This window comes from Pseudoalteromonas sp. US3C1013 (assembly GCF_048401115.1).
GTDB lineage: Bacteria > Pseudomonadota > Gammaproteobacteria > Enterobacterales > Alteromonadaceae > Pseudoalteromonas > Pseudoalteromonas undina.
In genome coordinates, this window is sequence record NZ_CP183075.1 from 2,599,118 (window position 1) to 2,615,082 (window position 15,965).

Annotated in this window: 17 protein-coding genes and 1 riboswitch; of the genes, 6 read left to right on the top strand and 11 right to left on the bottom strand. The window is 39.7% G+C overall.

The features are described 5' to 3' along the window. Nucleotides 1-45: 45 nt before the first annotated feature. Nucleotides 46-744 carry a tRNA1(Val) (adenine(37)-N6)-methyltransferase gene (locus tag ACNSN2_RS12155; RefSeq protein WP_418607531.1) on the bottom strand — a complete coding sequence of 233 codons (699 nt, stop codon included), beginning with the start codon at nt 742-744 and terminating at the stop codon, nt 46-48. 76 nt (nt 745-820) lie between these two features. Here ACNSN2_RS12155 and srmB point away from each other — a divergent pair, with 76 nt between their 5' ends. Further along, complete coding sequence (gene srmB, locus ACNSN2_RS12160; protein ID WP_010391528.1) at nt 821-2,047, top strand: ATP-dependent RNA helicase SrmB; 1,227 nt, start codon at nt 821-823, stop codon at nt 2,045-2,047. A gap of 238 nt (nt 2,048-2,285) precedes the next feature. Then, nucleotides 2,286-2,606: a BON domain-containing protein gene (locus ACNSN2_RS12165; RefSeq protein WP_036956628.1), complete on the top strand. Its 321-nt coding sequence runs from the start codon at nt 2,286-2,288 to the stop codon at nt 2,604-2,606. Between the two features lie 449 nt (nt 2,607-3,055). On the opposite strand, the gene ACNSN2_RS12170 is transcribed toward ACNSN2_RS12165, so the two are convergent. Both ACNSN2_RS12170 and yaaA read right to left on the bottom strand, forming a co-directional pair. Continuing rightward, nucleotides 3,056-4,012 carry a mechanosensitive ion channel family protein gene (locus ACNSN2_RS12170; protein ID WP_138569996.1) on the bottom strand — a complete coding sequence of 319 codons (957 nt, stop codon included), beginning with the start codon at nt 4,010-4,012 and terminating at the stop codon, nt 3,056-3,058. Between the two features lie 119 nt (nt 4,013-4,131). Continuing rightward, complete coding sequence (gene yaaA / locus ACNSN2_RS12175) at nt 4,132-4,911, bottom strand: peroxide stress protein YaaA (protein WP_013465813.1); 780 nt, start codon at nt 4,909-4,911, stop codon at nt 4,132-4,134. A 218-nt stretch (nt 4,912-5,129) separates the two neighbouring features. Between yaaA and tal the strand changes: the two genes are divergently transcribed. Continuing rightward, nucleotides 5,130-6,080 (top strand): transaldolase, encoded by a 951-nt coding sequence (tal, locus tag ACNSN2_RS12180; RefSeq protein ID WP_418607534.1) that lies wholly within the window; start codon nt 5,130-5,132, stop codon nt 6,078-6,080. Nucleotides 6,081-6,305: 225 nt separating this feature from the next. After that, on the top strand, nt 6,306-6,494 hold the full coding sequence (locus tag ACNSN2_RS12185; RefSeq protein ID WP_008110646.1) for a DUF3545 family protein: 189 nt from the start codon (nt 6,306-6,308) through the stop codon (nt 6,492-6,494). A 59-nt stretch (nt 6,495-6,553) separates the two neighbouring features. On the opposite strand, the gene ung is transcribed toward ACNSN2_RS12185, so the two are convergent. The 8 genes from ung to ACNSN2_RS12225 form a co-directional block, all read right to left on the bottom strand. After that, on the bottom strand, nt 6,554-7,216 hold the full coding sequence (ung, locus tag ACNSN2_RS12190) for a uracil-DNA glycosylase (protein ID WP_036984896.1): 663 nt from the start codon (nt 7,214-7,216) through the stop codon (nt 6,554-6,556). Next, a complete protein-coding gene (locus ACNSN2_RS12195) occupies nt 7,213-8,061 on the bottom strand; it encodes a cobalamin-binding protein (RefSeq protein ID WP_131691656.1) in 849 nt (282 codons plus the stop codon). The genes ung and ACNSN2_RS12195 overlap by 4 nt, the downstream gene beginning before the upstream one ends. Continuing rightward, entirely contained in the window at nt 8,061-8,660 is a 600-nt protein-coding gene (gene cobO, locus ACNSN2_RS12200; RefSeq protein ID WP_010391538.1) for a cob(I)yrinic acid a,c-diamide adenosyltransferase, read from the bottom strand. The genes ACNSN2_RS12195 and cobO overlap by 1 nt, the downstream gene beginning before the upstream one ends. Beyond that, nucleotides 8,653-10,134 carry a cobyric acid synthase gene (locus ACNSN2_RS12205; RefSeq protein ID WP_418607537.1) on the bottom strand — a complete coding sequence of 494 codons (1,482 nt, stop codon included), beginning with the start codon at nt 10,132-10,134 and terminating at the stop codon, nt 8,653-8,655. The genes cobO and ACNSN2_RS12205 overlap by 8 nt, the downstream gene beginning before the upstream one ends. Beyond that, nucleotides 10,134-11,144 carry a FecCD family ABC transporter permease gene (locus tag ACNSN2_RS12210; RefSeq protein WP_075169939.1) on the bottom strand — a complete coding sequence of 337 codons (1,011 nt, stop codon included), beginning with the start codon at nt 11,142-11,144 and terminating at the stop codon, nt 10,134-10,136. Before ACNSN2_RS12210 ends, ACNSN2_RS12205 begins: the two co-directional genes overlap by 1 nt. A gap of 1 nt (nt 11,145) precedes the next feature. Next, nucleotides 11,146-11,958, bottom strand: coding sequence for an ABC transporter ATP-binding protein (locus ACNSN2_RS12215; RefSeq protein WP_418607538.1), 813 nt, complete (start codon nt 11,956-11,958; stop codon nt 11,146-11,148). A 73-nt stretch (nt 11,959-12,031) separates the two neighbouring features. Next, a riboswitch (cobalamin riboswitch) is annotated at nt 12,032-12,162 on the bottom strand. A 57-nt stretch (nt 12,163-12,219) separates the two neighbouring features. Beyond that, nucleotides 12,220-13,149 carry a porin gene (locus ACNSN2_RS12220; RefSeq protein WP_010391543.1) on the bottom strand — a complete coding sequence of 310 codons (930 nt, stop codon included), beginning with the start codon at nt 13,147-13,149 and terminating at the stop codon, nt 12,220-12,222. Between the two features lie 163 nt (nt 13,150-13,312). Beyond that, complete coding sequence (locus ACNSN2_RS12225) at nt 13,313-14,182, bottom strand: LysR family transcriptional regulator (RefSeq protein WP_008467766.1); 870 nt, start codon at nt 14,180-14,182, stop codon at nt 13,313-13,315. A gap of 89 nt (nt 14,183-14,271) precedes the next feature. Between ACNSN2_RS12225 and ACNSN2_RS12230 the strand changes: the two genes are divergently transcribed. Both ACNSN2_RS12230 and ACNSN2_RS12235 read left to right on the top strand, forming a co-directional pair. Continuing rightward, complete coding sequence (locus tag ACNSN2_RS12230; RefSeq protein ID WP_418607541.1) at nt 14,272-14,646, top strand: DUF413 domain-containing protein; 375 nt, start codon at nt 14,272-14,274, stop codon at nt 14,644-14,646. 85 nt (nt 14,647-14,731) lie between these two features. Then, nucleotides 14,732-15,964 (top strand): response regulator, encoded by a 1,233-nt coding sequence (locus ACNSN2_RS12235; RefSeq protein WP_008467761.1) that lies wholly within the window; start codon nt 14,732-14,734, stop codon nt 15,962-15,964. Nucleotide 15,965 lies beyond the last annotated feature (1 nt).

Consider the following 15,965-nt stretch of genomic DNA (forward strand, 5'->3'; position numbering starts at 1 on the left):
CATCAAAGATCAACACGCCCTAAATAACCAAGCTCAATAAATAGCTTACATCTTTAAATAAAATGCTTTGCAAAGCCCGACATAATCAGCTGTGTAGGTGTTGTTTTCATCTTTTATGCAAAGCACTGATTGCTCTAATTCTGTTTTGATTGAGCTAAAGCGCATTAAGCTGCGGCTGAACACTTTACTCGGTGTGGTTTTGACTTGGCAATGCGCGCTTAAATACAGCCCTTGCTGCTGCGCCAAGGTTATAAATAACTGTGCCTCTTTGCTGGGTAAAATTAAATTAAAACGTGCTTGCTTATGCGTTAAGCGTTTAAACGCAGCAATGAGTTCTGCAAAGCTTAAACCATCGGTATGGCGAGCGGCATTGCGTGCTTCATTATCACTTTTTAAACTGTGATTAAAATAAGGTGGATTAGATATAACACAATCAAATTTAGTCTCAGCCGCAAACTGCTGTACACACTGGTGATAAATACTAATGTCTGGCCAAGGGCTTTGCTGGCAATTTTGTACAGCTTGCTGGTAGGCGGCCTTATCAACCTCAACCGCACTCACCTTTAAATCTGGCACTCGCTGTTTACACATTAACGCCAGTAACCCCGTACCTGTGCCAATATCTAATAAAGAACTTGCACCGCTTAAATCAGCCCATGCCCCAAGTAAAATACCATCGGTAGAGACCTTCATGGCGCACTGGTCGTGCTCAACCTTAAATTGTTTAAATGCAAAACCAGACATTTTTTCACCTTTTCATTCACCAAGTAGGTTTAAGTGCGTATAATTAACGGCAATTGTCCCCTATTTTTGACACTCTATGCAATTTTCTGAATTTGATCTTGATAATAAGCTACTCAATGCTATCAATAAAATGGGTTTTGAAACCCCTACTAGCATTCAACAACAAGCCATTCCTGAGGCGTTGCAAGGGCGTGATATTTTAGCGTCTGCACCGACAGGTACGGGTAAAACGGCGGCATTTTTAATTCCAGCAATTCAATATTTAATGGATTTCCCGCGTCGTGACCCGGGCTTTGCACGGGTATTAATTATGACCCCAACTCGCGAGCTTGCTTATCAAATTCATGAACAATGTGAGTTACTTGCAAAACAAACCCACTTAAAAATTGGGGTGGTTACCGGCGGTATTAATTACGGTACACACAAAGAAATTTTTGAAAATAATAACGACATTTTAATCGCCACACCTGGGCGTTTAATGGAGTATTTGGAAACTGAAAACTTCCACGCAGAAAACGTAGAAATGCTCATTCTTGATGAAGCCGACCGCATGCTCGACATGGGCTTTCGTAAAGAAATGCTGCGTATTTGTGATGAAGCTAAAAACCGTCGTCAGTGCTTTTTATTCTCAGCTACTCTTGAAGGTGACAGCGTAGAATTATTTGCAGAGCGTATTTTAAACGACCCGGCTCTGCTTGAAGCCGAATCATCACGCAAAGAAAAAGCTAAAATACATCAATGGGTTCATTTAGCCGACGATTATCATCATAAACTTGAGCTATTAGTTAACACCTTAAACGGCCCTGATGTTAGTAAAGCGATTGTGTTTGTAAAAACTCGTGAGCGCCTTGAAACCCTTATTGGTGAACTAACCAATAACGGCGTTAAAGCTGCGTGGCTACGTGGTGAAATGCCACAAGATAAACGCATGAAAGCGATGGAAAATTTCCACAGTGGCAAAACCCGCATTTTAGTCGCGACCGATGTAGCCGCGCGTGGTATTGATGTAGCTGATATAAGCCACGTAATTAACTTTGATATGCCTCGCACTGCAGATGTTTACGTACACCGTATTGGCCGTACAGGCCGCGCGGGTAAAAAAGGCATAGCGATTTCACTAATTGAAGCGCACGATATTGGCATCCTTTACAAAGTAGAACGTTACATAGAGCAGAAGCTAAAACGCCGTGTATTTAAAGGATTAGAGCCAAAACATAAAGAAGCTAAGCCACCAGTTAAAAAGCGTAAAGATCCAGTAAAAATGAAAGCGAAGAAAAAAGCCAAAGCTAAAAAGAAAAAATAGCTTTAGCTTTAATACATTTGATTGAGCCGACGTTTGTCGGCTTTTTTGTGGCTTAAAAACAGTGAGTAAGCAATTCAGAGTAATATGTAAAAACTACTTAGCTGAATAACTACTTAATAAAATATCCAATTATTTCAAATGGTTAATTTTGGAATAAAACTTGTAACCCAAGCTAGTGTATGAGTATTAAAACGCCGAGTATCGGCGCTGCTTTTTCAAAAACACTAAGGATATAGTTATGAGTCGCATTAAATTTACTATCGGTTTTATTTCGTTTTGTTGTTTATTTTTATTAGTCTCTGCTTTTAAAGTTAGTGCAGCAACGCATTTAGCAGTAGTAAGTAGTGTGGCCACACAACCTAATTTACAACAATCTATTACTCATGAGTTACGTACTAATCCAAATTTAGAATTAGAAAATTTGAACGTACAGGTCGAAAATGGCGACGTTGAACTTAATGGCAAAGCTAATAACGGTTTTGAACGTGCTCTTGCACAAAAATTTTTAGAAAATATGGATGGAGTTAAAGTAATTCGCAACAAAATTAGTGTTATTTAATACACCTCCTTCTTAACTTATTCTTCAGCGCTGCTTGCTTCTCCAACACAAGCGGCGCTTTTTATGGCCTGCACAATATAAATTCAATACAGACATAATCCCAATCCAGTTTAAATAGCTTGATTAAAAGCCTTTTCGTTTACGCACCAATCGCGACGCTCATTGCAGCTACTTATACCATTGAATCCTTTATTACTCACAGACACTTACTATATAGGGCTTGCATCAAGCTTGAGCACAAATTCGATTAACTAAGTAATCTATTTTGAGATGAGAAACCTTATCGATATAGTTTTCTAATTAAGACGCTTTTAACTTAGTTAACGCAAGGCTTTAATTACTTCAGATCATCAATTAATTATTATAAAAAAGCGCGTTTTACTTTGTAAAAACGCGCTGATAGTCAGTAACTATTTCCCAATGCTTTTACCTTCGGGGTTTTAAATTATTTACTCACCTTGTCTTGCATCAGTATTATTGTCACCCTCTTTATTTGCTGACTGCTGACTTATTTTATCGCTTATCATGGCATCGAGTTTTTCACCGCCCTTAATACCAAAATCCAGCGTACGAATAGGAAACGGAATACTTATATCAGCAGCATCGAGTGCTTGCTTTACTGCCACAACGCCTTTGTGACGCACCGTCATAAAATCGGGCTCGCCAGGGTATTTAATCCAAAACCATACCAGTAAGTTTATACTGCTATCACCAAAGCCTTCTGCGTATACAGCGGTCTCATTTTTGCGGATCACAAAGTCGAATTGATTAATTTTATCGACAATAACTTCACTGGCTTTTTCTATATCATCAGCGTAAGAAATACCTACAGGTACCTCTATTCTTCTGACCCCTAAAGTGCTGTAATTACGCAGTACATTTCTAAATAGTATTTTATTAGGAACCAGTATCAACTGCCCGTAAAAGCTCTCTATTAGTGTGTTGCGCAAGTTTATTGAATGCACTGAACCAAATACGTTATCGGTCTCGATAACATCACCCGCTTTGAACGGTTTACGAATACCCATAGCAATACCCGCAATTAGGTTTTCGGTCATATCTTGAAAAGCAAAACCAATGGCGAGACCAACAATACCTGCACCCGCAAGTAGTGACGTAACGGTACTTTTTAAGCCCATAAAATCAAGGGCAATAAAGACCCCAACACTCAGAACAATAACTTTAAAAATGGAGGCCATTAAGTCGGCAATTTGAGTTGAATCGAGCGAGCGACGTAATACTTTTTTCATTCCTTTGCCTGCAAGGCGGGCAATAAATGAAAATATAATCGCAATAATCACCGCGACTATAAAGTTAGGGATATGACTTATAACAACATCAAACCAACCGCCGAGCTTTTCTTCTATAAGTTTTTCGGCTTCTGTAATTGAGGGAATTGAGAGCATTTATTTTATACCTTAGTTTCTATTAATAACCTAAGGTTTGCAAAAATAGCGCCAGTATAAAAAAAGCCATGCAATGCATAGCTTTTTGGGTATGTGTTTAGCTGCAAATAGCGCTAAATTTAGCTTTGCTCTTCGCGCAAAAATACCGGTTCAAGTTCTTTAGTGGTTGCCTCTGAGCTAAAGTAATAACCGGCCACGGTAAACTCTTTAAGCTGACTTAATTGCGTGACTTGGTTTTCGATAAGGTAACGCGCCATCATACCGCGCGCTTTTTTAGCGTAAAAGCTAATCACTTTATATTGGCCGTTTTTACAGTCTTTAAAATGTGGCGTAATAATTTGTGCGTTAAGCGTTTTTTTATCTACCGCTTTAAAGTATTCGTTAGACGCTAAATTAACTAAGTATTGTGCATCTTGTGCCGCTAAAACGTCGTTAAGTTTATTAGCAATAATACTGCCCCAAAACTCATATAGGTTTTTACCACGGCTGTTTTCAAGCTTTGTACCCATTTCTAGGCGGTAGGCTTGCATTAGATCAAGCGGTTTTAATAATCCGTATAAACCCGAGAGTATACGTAAATGCTCTTGAGCATAATCAAGTTGCTTAGCCGTTAGGGTATCGGCATCTAAACCGCCATATACATCGCCATTAAAGGCAAGCACCGCTTGTTTAGCATTACTCGTAGTAAACGGTTGCGCCCACTCACTAAAACGTGCTGCATTAAGGCCCGCGAGCTTATCGCTAATTTTCATTAAACTACCAATCTGCGCAGGAGTTAGTTCACGGCATACTTTCATGAGCGCTTCGCTGTGCTCAAGTAATTCAGGTTGAGTGAACTTATCTGTTGCGGGTGGCGTGTCGTAATCAAGATTCTTTGCTGGTGAAATAACAGTGATCATAGTTAGCTATTGACTTGTAAATTATTTAATGTCAATTTCAACATTAAATGAGACGAAAAGCACGTTTTGTTTAAAATTATCCTACCTAAAACTCAACCGTTACCGTTTTTTCATTGATAAGGACATAAGACCTATCAAGCATTGTCACACTGTTGCAGTATAGCTATATTAAGGTAGTTTAGATTTTCTTTTAACTTGCTTGGAATGAGGAAAAGCAAATGACTAGCGCTCTACAAAGGCTTAAACAACATTCTTCTATCGTGGCCGACACGGGCGATATAGAAGCCATAAAAAAACATCAACCTGAAGATGCGACTACCAATCCATCGCTGCTTTTAAAAGCGAGCGAGATTGAAGCTTACAAACCTTATCTAGATAAAGCATGGCAATACGCTAAAGAAACCGAGCAACAGCCTGCAAAACAACTAGAGCTGGCTTGTGACTATTTTGCAGTGTTACTCGGTAAAGAAATTAGCGAAATTGTTCCGGGTTATATTTCTACTGAGGTTGATGCACGTTTATCATTTGATACCCAAGCAACAATTAATAAAGCACATACTTTACTAAGCCTTTACGAGAAAGAAGGTGTAAGCAAAGACAAGATTTTAATTAAAGTTGCCTCTACTTGGGAAGGCATTAAAGCCGCAGAACAGTTAGAAAAAGAAGGCACTAAATGTAACTTAACGCTTTTATTTAGTGATGCTCAAGCCCGTGCCTGTGCTGATGCAAACGTATTTTTAATTTCGCCATTTGTTGGCAGAATTTTAGATTGGCACGTAGCAAACGGTATGGAAAAACCAACCGACCCGCTACAAGATCCTGGCGTACAATCGGTGCGTAGTATTTTTGAGTTTTACAAACGTCACGATTACAAAACGGTTGTTATGGGCGCAAGCTTTCGTAATACCGGTGAAATTATTGCCCTTACAGGTTGCGATAAGCTAACAATTAGCCCTAATCTTTTAGAAGAGCTAGGTAAATTAGAAGACGCACAAGAATACTTACTAGAGAGCGATATTGCTAAAGAGCCAAAACCAGAGCCACTTAGCGAAGCACAGTTCCGTTGGTTACATAACCAAGATGCTATGGCTACTGAGAAACTAGCTGAAGGTATTCGCTCATTTGCAGATGCGCAAGAGCAACTAGAGGCACGCTTTAAAGCGATGTAACTAACAGCTGTTTAATGAGTTAAAAAACGTCGCTTTTAGCGGCGTTTTTTATGTCTGCGATTTACTTTAAATACTCGATTTGTCCCCATTTACGTTCTTTTTGTATTGATCTTCATCAAAATACCACCCATCAGTAACAGTTTCGTCACATTTATATTCTATTTTATTAATAGCTGTGGTATAGATACTGCCGAGGTTCAAAAAGTGGTCAATAGGAGATAATCAATGGATAGCCTAAACGAAATAATAGAGATATTAGAAGGTTCTGATACATCGAAAAAAACCTCTCAAAAAAATAAAAAAAGAAAATGGCGCGAAATAGAAGCAATAAAAGATAAGCAACGTTTGCGCAAAGAACTACAGGAGCTCGACTATTTTGCTGATAGTATTGCTATTGATGAATTAGAGTTTTAATCAACAACAGCATCTAAAAAGGCTTTCATTTATGAAAGCCTTTTTTAATACCAATTACCCTATACTTGCCAATTAATGGGCTGTGCTCCTTGCGCTATTAACAGTTCATTGGTTTTTGAAAAGTGCTGACAGCCAAAAAAGCCGCGATGCGCTGAAAGCGGTGAAGGGTGCGGCCCAGACAATACATGATGGCGCTGGCGATCAATGCTTTTACCTTTTTTTTGTGCATGTGCGCCCCACAAAATAAACACCACTCCTTGGCAATGCTCATTTATATGAGTAATTACGTTATCGGTAAATTGCTCCCAACCTAAATGTTTATGGGAATGGGCTTGCCCTTGCTCTACTGTTAGTACGGTATTAAGCAAAAACACACCTTGATCTGCCCAGCTTTGTAAATAGCCATGCTCCGGTGTAATAAAACCATTAATGTCAGTCACTAACTCTTTATAAATATTTTTAAGTGAAGGCGGGAGCTTTTTAACTTCAGGCAATACAGAAAAACACAAGCCATGCGCTTGCCCTTCTCCATGGTAAGGGTCTTGGCCTAATATAACCACTTTAATGTCGCTAAGTGGAGTTGCATCAAATGCGCTAAACACCTGTGGTTTTGGTGGATACACAGCAATACCGTTTGATCGTTTATTCGCAACATATTCAAGGGTTTGCTGCATATATACTTGACTAAGTTCGTGATTTAAAAAAGATGACCAGTTGCTCATAATTGACTCTTAATAAGTTCTCTAGATACCTCAATTTTGTCACACATTTGTGCTAACCCATCAAGCATTCTAGGGGAAAAACGATGTAATAAATCCGCGTTAACGCTAATAAATTGCTCATATTTAACCGCCGGAATTTCAGGCCATTGCTGCCAATTAACTGTAGGTATTACCCGTTTTGATTTTTCATCAGGAATAATAATAACTTGTGGCTTAGTCACTATCACGTTTTCAATGCTGATTTGTGGGTAATCTGTGTCGCTGTCGGCAAATACATTGGTTACTTGGCAGGTTTCGATTAACTGATTTATCCAGGTATTTTTTGATACCGTCATCATAGGCTCTGGCCACAGCTGATAAAACCCAGTAAGCATGGTTTTATTATGCTGCGCGGCTTTAATTGCGTTGAGCTTAACTGTAAATGCCTCAGCTACTTTTTTACTTTGCTCAATATGACCGGTTAATTGACCTAATTTTAGTATTTCCTTAGCTACGCCTTCAATAGAGCGTGGATTACTTAAATGCAATTCAATCCCTAGTCGCTTAATTTGTGCTAAATCTTCTGCCTGATTACCGCTTTTCCACGCAATGACCATGTCAGGCTTGAGCATGAGTAACTTTTCGATAGAAATGCCATTATAGCCGCCGATACGCTCAATTTTAGTCGCCTCTTGTGGGTAATCTGCGTAATCCAGCGTGCCCACTATTAGATCACCCGCCCCAATGGCATATAAATTTTCTACTATGTGTGGTGCCAAAGCCACAATACGAAGCGGCTTGTCGGCTAAGGCTTGAGGTACATAAACAGCAAACAATAACAGCCCAAGAATAATGCGTTTTAACATTAGTAATCAAAGCCTTTTAGTGCTTTTACGCCCGACTCAAACGCATGCTTTACATTACGCACTTCACTTACGGTATCGGCCAGCTCAATTAAGGTACGGTGCGCAGCACGGCCAGTAATAATTACCGATTGCATTGCAGGTCGGTTGTTAATTGCAGCAACCACTTCCTCAAGGTCGATATAGCCATAGGTCACCATATAGGTGAGCTCATCGAGTAATACCACATCGATACTGCTGTCGCTTAGCATCCGCTTTGACTCTTGCCATGTTGCTTGTGCTGCCGCAGTATCGGCCTCTTTATTTTGCGTATCCCATGTAAAACCTGTGTTCATAACAGCAAATTCAACTCCAGCTCCTTGTAGTAAATTACGCTCACCACATTCCCATGTACCTTTAATGAACTGACATACCGCGGCCTTTTTACCATGGCCAACACAGCGTGCAACCACACCAAAACCAGAGGTTGATTTACCTTTGCCATTACCAGTAATAACCTGAAAAATGCCCTTTTCTTGCTGTGCCGCCGCTACTCGAGCATCAACTTGTTCTTTTACTTTTTGCTGGCGCTGTTGGTGCTTGTCGTTTGTTGATTCAGTCATTGTTATGTCCTTGGTAAATTTTAATAATTTGTTCAATGTTTAAATGTGTTTGGCACATTTCAGCGAGGCGTTCTAGCTGGCGCTCGCGATGCTCATTGATGCTGATACCACTAATTTCACTGTCTGGTTTTAGCCACTTTAATAGCAGCTCTGTAGCGGCTGCGTTGTCAAATAAGCCATGTAAATAAGTACCAGCAATAGCATTATCATCACTAATAAAACCATCAGTTTCAAAGCCATTTGGGTGTTTATTAAAGCGAATAAGTGGTTTGTTGAGCGCTTGACCTTTACTGATCCCAGCATGTATTTCGTAACCCTGACAAGCAACCTGCTGCTGGTTTAAATTGAGTATTGCGTTTACTTGGCTTAGCACTTTTTGCTCACCTAAAATGGTATTAAAATCACTAAGCGCTAACCCAGCTATTTGCCCTAATGATGATTCCACCGCATTAGGGTCACAAATCGTATTACCTAACATTTGCATACCGCCGCAAATACCCAGTACTTTGCCACCATAGCGTAAATGGCGTTTTATTTGCTGATCCCAGCCTTCATTTTTTAAAAATACCAAATCGCTAAGTACATTTTTACTGCCAGGCACAATAATTAAATCAACGGATGGAATCGCCTGAGTATGGCGCACATAGGTTATATTTATATTGGGGTGTAATCGCAGTGCATCAAAATCGGTATGATTACTAATATGAGGCACTAGCAGCACCGCAATATTAATGCTGGCCTCGGTCACATTATTATCTATGGCAACGGCATCTTCGGCATCAAGTGCTAAATCGTGTAGGTAGGGTAACACCCCTAACACAGGTTTACCTGTGTACTCTTCAAGCCAATCTAACCCGCCTTGTAATAGGCTAATGTCACCACGAAAACGGTTAATCACAAAGCCTTTTACCCGTGCTTGCTCTGATTCGCTTAATAGCGCCAAAGTCCCTACTAGGTGAGCAAACACACCCCCTTTATCAATATCAGCAATAATAATAACCGGGCAATCGACCTTTTCGGCGTAGCCCATATTGGCGATATCGTTTGCGCGTAAGTTAATTTCAGCTGGGCTACCAGCCCCTTCAACCAACAATAAGTCAAAGCGTTTAGCTAAACGATTATGCGAGGTTAATACCGCTTCCATAGCCACTTTTTTATAGTCATGGTAAGAGTCGGCTTCCATATTGCTAATAGCCCTACCATGAATAATAACTTGCGCGCCGGTATCACTATTGGGTTTGAGTAATATCGGGTTAAAGTCTATTTCAGGTGCAACTTTTGCCGCAACGGCTTGTAATGCCTGTGCTCTACCAATTTCACCGCCATCATGAGTTACGGCACTATTAAGCGCCATATTTTGCGGTTTAAACGGCGCAACATTAACACCTTGATTAGCAAACACTCTGCAAAGTGCTGCAACCAGGGTACTTTTACCCGCATCTGAGGTAGTGCCTTGTACCATTAGTGTTTTCATTATTGAACCACCAGCTGACGCTTACGAAAATACAATATACTTAAAAAGAATAGACTGCCGATAGCCGCCGTGATCACCCCGATTGGCAACTCTTGATTACTTAATAGTGAGCGAGCGAGCACATCGACCCACACCATAAATATTCCCCCGACTAATCCGGTCATTAATAATCCAACGCGGCTACCTTGAGAGATAAAAAAGCGCACTATGTGTGGCACCATCAAGCCAACAAAACCAATACCACCACAGTTGGCAACTAACACGGCCGTGATCAACGAGCTTAAAATAAGCATTAAAATTCTAAAACGATGTACTCTTACGCCAAGCGTTGTCGCACTTTCATCGCCTAACAACATGGCATTAAGCTGGCGCCTAAAACCCAACATGATTATTGTACATACCATAATGACTAAGACAGGTAACAGCAGCGACTGCCACTGTGCTTTAGCAAAACTACCTAAAGTCCAAAATAAAATAGCCGCGACTGCTTGTGGATCGCTCCAATAAAGTAACAAACTAGTAAAAGCACTAAATAAAAATGATAAGGCTACCCCCGCCAATAACATCGATTCAACTTGGGCATTACGCTGGCTGCCAGCAATTAAAATTAATAATCCCATCGCCACTAAACTACCGGTTAATGCCGCCCCAGATAGCGCAATACCCGCCCCAGCTCCCACAAAAGACATTAGTATAACCACACCTAATGAAGCGCCGGACGAAATACCAAATAAATAAGGATCTGCTAAGGGATTACGGGTGACTGTTTGTAGTATTAAACCTGCAATCGCTAAGCCACTACCGGCTAAAAAAGCCAACAAAGTACGTGGCATTCTTAATTCAATAATAATACGGCTGGTAAATGAAGCCTCGTTTGAAAAGGTTAAGCTTTGATATACATCTGCGAGCGACGTGGGTGCCGCACCAAAACTCAGTGCAATAAATAAACTTAATAGTGCGCATAGTAGCGCAGCGATTAATGCAACGGTATGGTTAGAAAAAACCGTCATATTATTGGTATCCATAATAATAAGTAATATGAGGAATAGCCTCACCCGAAGCTGCTGATTGAGGGTGAGTGCTCACTTGTGCACAAACGCCAAACACCTCATCCAGCATCTGCTCAGTGACCACTTTATTTGGCTTACCTGCATCAACAACTTTTCCATTTTTAATAACCACTAACTCATCACACATAGCAGCAGCTAAATTTAAGTCATGAAATGACGCAAATACCGTAATACCTAAAGATTTAGCCAGCTCCATCAGTTGAATTTGATATTTCACATCAAGGTGACTAGTTGGTTCATCCATAATAAGAAGTTGCGGTTGCTGCACAATAGCGCGGGCAATAAAGGCTCGTTGCTTTTCACCGCCAGATAGCGAATCAAATAATTGAGTACTATGAGATTCAAGCCCCACATGGCTAATAGCCTGAGCTATTTTTTGTTTATCTGCTTGGGTGGTCGAACTGAATAGCGTTTTATGTGGCGTAAGCCCTAGAGCCACAACATCGAATAACGAGAGGTTAAATTGCGACGGTGTTTCTTGTAGCACAACGGCAACTTGCTTGGCGTAGTCTTCGCTTTTTAGTTGCCAAATATCGGTGTTATTAAATTTAACCTCTCCCGCTGACGGCTGATTAAATCGATACAAGCACCGCAGTAAACTCGATTTTCCCGCACCATTAGGACCAATTAAGCCAACAAACTTGCCACGCTCAATACTCAAATTAATATGCTCAAGGATTAAGGTGCTACCCACTCGCCAAGAGACATTATTAACGGTTAGAAGTGCAGTTTTTTTAGCGGTTTGAGTGTGCAAAAAATTATCCTAGGCAGGGAAAACCCACACTCAGTACCACAAGTACCAAAAAGAAAATGAGTTAACCCGCTCGTTATATGAAGTTTTAAGGCACTTGTATCTGACTTACAGTAAAACTGATTACAGTTACGGGTATAGTTGAGGAGTTTCACCTCATTCCAAATGCTTGGCTATTATGCGCAGATAAGTAAATAATTTAAAGCAAAAAAAACCGCACTCAGCTGAGTGCGGTTAAAAGGGAGTGTTTTAACTAAGTATTAGTTAAAACTTATATTCCATACCTAAACCTAGGTAATCTTGGTCAACGTTGTTGTCCATATCAAAACTTGAGTAAAAGCCAAACACCTTAAGATTTTTGTTTAGCTTGTGGTCAACACCTACCGATACTGCACTTTTATCATCGCTGTCATCAAAATCCATTGTTTGATATTGCACTTTAAAAGTGTTGCTACCCATTAGGTAAGCTGCATTCACTAAGTAACCGTCAGCTTCAGCGCTACCGTCTACTTTTTCTTGTGTTTGGTACATTGCACCAAGTCTAAAGTCTTCAATTTTACCTTGAACTGTTGCACGTACTACGTCGTAACCATTTACTTCACTATCAGCAGCAACAGCAGCATATACAGCGCTCTTTTTAAGGCCAGCATCACCATAAGTTAACGCCACTGAGTAACCATTTTTGGCATCTTTATCATCTTCTGCAATAAATGAAGCTAATACTTTAAAGCCTTCATATGAGTTTGAAGCGTAAGATACTGAGTTACCTAAGCGGTTTTCACCTTTAAAAGTGTTTTTAATATCACCTTCAAGGTCATTAAATAAATCAAGTTTACCTTGCGCCTGCTTTAACGCTGTATCGTTACGGCCTATTACTACCTGACCAAATGAACCTTTAAAACCTACATATTGATTACGTGCTGAAATATTATCTTTATCGCCTTTTGAGTCAGCATCCGACACATCAACCTGAAATTCAAACTTATAAACAGCTTCTAAACCGTCTGAAATTTTTTCAGACCCTTTAAGTCCGAAACGAGATGCATTACTTTTAATTTCAGTAAACGACCCTTCACCATCGTCAGATGATTGAACAGTTACATTCGCTTTACCGTAAATGTCTACTTCTGCAAGCGCATTAAAAGATAAACCACTAAGTAAGGCTAAGCATAAGCTCGATTTTGCAAATTTCATGTTATTTCCTCGATAATCACAATAGACTAATTTTTAAAACAGCAGCAGTGTGTCACCACTAAATGACAAAAATATTACAAAGGACACATTTTTGTCTTTTTAAGTTAATAAAACTGCATTAAATCTGAAATCAAAATAACATCTAAAATATACCGCTTAACGACTACTTACTTTGTTTCAATAAACTCGGTGTCATTTGCGACAGCAAATTAACCAGAGTTTCTATTAACTCTTTCTGTTCGTTATCTCTATGATAGGCAACAAATACATCTCTTGACGTATTTTCTACCCCTTTTACATGAAAAAGTTCGCCTTTTTCTAAATGATCTTTAACTAATACCTGTGGAATAAACGCACTACCGCCACATTGCAGTATTAAATCAAGCGCTATACGTCCGGTACTGGTTCTAAAATAAGGCGGCGTTTTACCGGTAAATTGACGGGCATGCCAAAGAGAAAACGTAGTTCCCCAATCAACATAAACATATTGATTATCAAAAAAGTTATCGCCTGTTGCGGTGTCGTAGCCACTAACCGGAATAATAGGTAGTTCACAAATTCGTTCAACAACGAGTTCGTCTACTTTTGGTGGATCAAATAAAATGGCTAGATCAAGGGTGCGCTCTAATAGTAATCGAGTGCTCTCTTGTTGTGCTTTTACCTCTGCCACCAAAGATACACCGGGCATAGCCGATACTATATTTGTAATACCAAACTGTAAAAACGCATCCCAAATATTAGGAGTCCCAGCCAAGCTGATTTGCTTATGCATATTATCTGCAAGTGCAACATCCACTTTGGCCCTTTGCATTCCAGTAATAATCATTTGAGCATGCGGCAACAAGCGCTCACCAGGGGCGGTGAGTTGAATATTATTGCGCTGGCGAATAAATAAATTTACGCCTAAGCCCTGCTCTAATTGACGAATTCGAAAACTCACTGCAGACTGCGTTATGTATAGGTTTTCTGCCGCTTTACCAAAATGGCGAGTACGCACCACTTCAACAAATGTTTTTAATAAATCTATGTCCAATTTTTTATCCTCACGATAAAAATTTTTTGTTTAAAAAAATAGCGATTATGTACCATACTCCAGCTAATAATTGGTATGAGGGTACAGCTATGAGCAATGATATTTCACTACTTCGTCAAGCATTTGTTAGTCAACGTCAGTTTTATGATGATCAAAACTTTCCACGCGGATTTAGTCGCAGCGGACACTTTACCCTGTTAGAGGCAAGTATTTTAGAACAGCACGGTGTTGTTTTAAAAAGCTTGTATAACAAAGCAGTTGAGCCACAAAACGAACATCAGCAACAATTTTTAAATGCGGTTAGTGGCATAGTAGAGCCAAGCAACCCCATAGAGCGAGCATGGGTTAAATACTTAAAGTTAACAACCTGCAAAACAAAATTTCATACATTATTTGGTCGCTCAAAAATTTCAGGGCCAACACCAATCAGTCAAGATTATTACTCTGAGGCAGACAATCTATAAGTCATTACAATAGTTGCTTTTTGGCGTTTTAGCAGTTACAACTTGTATAAGCAAACATTTTTGCAAAATTTAAACAGGCTGCCACGTGACGCACAGAATACTTATTGTTGAAGACACCCCCACTATTGCGCGAGTGCAAAAGCATATCGCGCAAAAAATTGGCTATGAAGTTGATATTGCCCAGTCGCTGGCTGAGACTAAAGAGCTAATAAGTAAACATGCTTATTTTTGCGCAGTCGTTGATTTTATATTGCCTGATGCCCCGAAAGGGGAAGCGGTTCCCTGCACGATTGCAGCAGATATCCCTACCATTGTTATGACTGGCAATATCGATAATCAAACTCGCGACACCGTCGAAAAGTACCCTATTATTGATTACATTATCAAAGGCAATAAACAAGCTTACGAATATTTAGAAAAGCAGCTTTATCGCCTACCTCGCAATAAGCAAGTTAAAGTACTGGTTGTTGATGACTCAGCGTCTACACGCCAATATATTTGTAATTTATTAACACGTCATAAATACCAAATATTACAAGCAGCCGATGGCCTAGAGGCACTTAAAGAGCTTGAAAATACCCCTGACATCTCTGTGATTATCATAGATAAAGAAATGCCTAATATGGGCGGTATTGAGCTGTGTAATGAAATTAGGCGCATTTATAGTAATGACGAAAAAGCTATTATTGGTATCTCAGGCGCTACATCGTCTAATTTGTCTGCCTTATTTTTAAAAAATGGGGCAAATGACTACTTGTATAAACCTTTTAATAGTGAAGAATTTTACTGCCGGTTAAGCCAAAACGTCGATATGCTAGAGCATATCGAAACTATAAAGCGCCAAGCCAATACTGACTATTTAACTAAACTCCCTAATCGCCGTTACTTTTTTGAAGAGGCTAATAAGTCATTAAAGCAGTTTAAAAAAGCAAAAGCACCAGCCATGTTAGCTATGCTTGATATTGACCATTTTAAAGCTATTAATGATACCTATGGCCATGATGCCGGAGATGAAGTGCTTAAAGGGCTTGCGATATGCTTTAATAAATATTTTGAAAACCAATTGGTTGCCCGTTTAGGCGGAGAAGAATTTGCGGTATTTTTTACTGAGCTAACCGAACAGGAAGCGCTAAAACGACTAGAGAGCTTCAGGCTTTTTATTGAGCTTAACAGTCATGAATTCAGTCAAGCAAACATCAAGTTTACGTTATCGATAGGCTTCAGCCACAGTGAAACCTATCAAATTGACGAACTATTAAAACAAGCCGACTTAAAGCTCTACAAAGCCAAAGAGTCGGGTCGTAATAAAGTGGTTTAGT